Origin of the sequence: Paenibacillus sp. NAIST15-1, from assembly GCF_001894745.1 — a bacterium.
Taxonomy (GTDB): domain Bacteria; phylum Bacillota; class Bacilli; order Paenibacillales; family Paenibacillaceae; genus Paenibacillus_B; species Paenibacillus_B suaedae.
On sequence record NZ_BBYF01000040.1, the window covers coordinates 1 to 1,755 of the forward strand.

Here is a 1,755-nt window from a genome sequence, read left to right on the forward strand (position 1 = left end):
CTCCCTCAAAATGATTAAGTTTCCTCACTCAGACTCATGAATTCGCAGGATTTCACCCTATGGTAAATGTGAGGGAAGAAGACTTGTAGTAGCCGGTGACTTGGGGATCGTAGCAAGGGCATGCGAAAACAAAGGTGAGGCATCAACCACCCATATTATTCCATATGCGCACGTCTCCACTTCGCCTTAGCGATTCTCACTCCCATGTCTCAACGGGTCTAAGCCCTTTCATTCCTTCGTCACATCTAACCTAGGGGTGGAGGTCGGTCTTTCTAACGGAACGGGTCCGAGCCCTTTTGCTTAACTTCTCCCGATACTCCGTGCTTCTTGTTATCCTGCGAATGCATGAGCTAGTGAGGGAAGAATGTACTTAGGCTGCTTGCGGGAAAACTTTGGCTGAGTCATAGCCCTCGCAACTTTTTGCTAAGCCCACTAGCATTCGTGCAACTTTACCGCATAATTTCATAATGGATTTCATTTTCTTTAACTTCTTTACCTCGACGTTGAAATGGTGCAAAGCTCTGATATCCGAATTTGTCATAACCATACACATTGTCATGAGATAGAGAAACCTACGTAGACGAGGGCGGCCACGTTTGCTAAGCGACATTTTACCACGCCACTTTCCAGAACTCGCCTCTGTCAGATTAAGGCCGGCATGTCGTAACAAAGCATTTCCATGGGCATATCCGCTCAGATTTCCGGTTTCTCCTAGAACACCGGCCAAGCTCGTTGCATTCAAACCCTGAATTTCAAGCAACTTCTGTGCGTAGGGAATACGCTTAAGGGTGAGGTGAAGCTCATGCTCAATCTGTTCAAGCTGGCGCTTAGCCAAGTCATATTCCTCGAGCAATTGTCCCAGGTGAAGTTTATAGGCATGGAGTGCTTGCTTGGCGCCAACACTGGATTTTGCTAGTACAATGAGCTGCTCCGCTCGTTTAGCTCCAGCATGACGCTTCACATATTGTTTCCATCCAGCAAGGACCTGCTCTGTTGTTAAGCGACAAATTTCCTCCGGCAAGGGGAAGAGTCTGAGCGTTGCAATGGCACTTGTGCAAGTAAGGATCTTAAAGACCTGGCGCAGCTCAGGGAATACGATATCTACCCATCGATGAATTTGGTTAACAGCGCTGTTGAGCCGTTTGGTAACCGTGTCTCGGTTAGCCATGAGAATTCGCAGTTCTTCGTAGGCTTCTGGATGAAAACGAACAGGGGAGTAATACCCGTTTTTGACCATATCTGCAATGACAAGAGCGTCCTTGCGGTCGCTTTTAGATGGGGTATTGTCACGGTTCTCCTTATTCTTTTTGACGAGATGGGGATTAACAAGAACGGACTCAATGCTCTGAGAAGAGAGCCAACGTGCGAGATTTAGCCAGTAATGTCCGGTGGGTTCCATGCCTACAATGACTTTGTTAAGCTTGTAGACTTTGAGTAGATCATGGATCCAGCGTCCCAGCATCTCAAACCCCTCAAGATGATTGCCAAACTCTAGCGGTGTACCTAATGCAATTCCACGAAAGCTGACTGCGCGGGCCACATGGAATTCTTGGGCGATATCTACGCCGATGACTAGGTGATGAACGGTAATGTTTTCAATGAGTTGATTTTGCTTGTCCTGTGCCTTAAACTTCATAGTAGAGCGACCTCCTGGATGGGATTATTGAGGCAATGACCTCGTGCACAACCCCATCGTACCGAGGCGCTCGTTTTTGTTCAACCACCCAATTATTCGTATTACAGGAATTCTAACGG

The 1,755-nt window shown here is 47.4% G+C and carries 1 protein-coding gene; it reads right to left on the reverse strand.

The features are described 5' to 3' along the window. Nucleotides 1-370: 370 nt before the first annotated feature. On the reverse strand, nt 371-1,636 hold the full coding sequence (locus PBN151_RS30170) for an IS110 family RNA-guided transposase (protein WP_072732272.1): 1,266 nt from the start codon (nt 1,634-1,636) through the stop codon (nt 371-373). Nucleotides 1,637-1,755 lie beyond the last annotated feature (119 nt).

Coding starts and splice junctions, on each gene's coding strand:
- PBN151_RS30170 (WP_072732272.1), bottom strand. CDS start 1,636: ATGAAGTTTAAGGCACAGGACAAGCAAAATCAACTCATTGAAAACATT.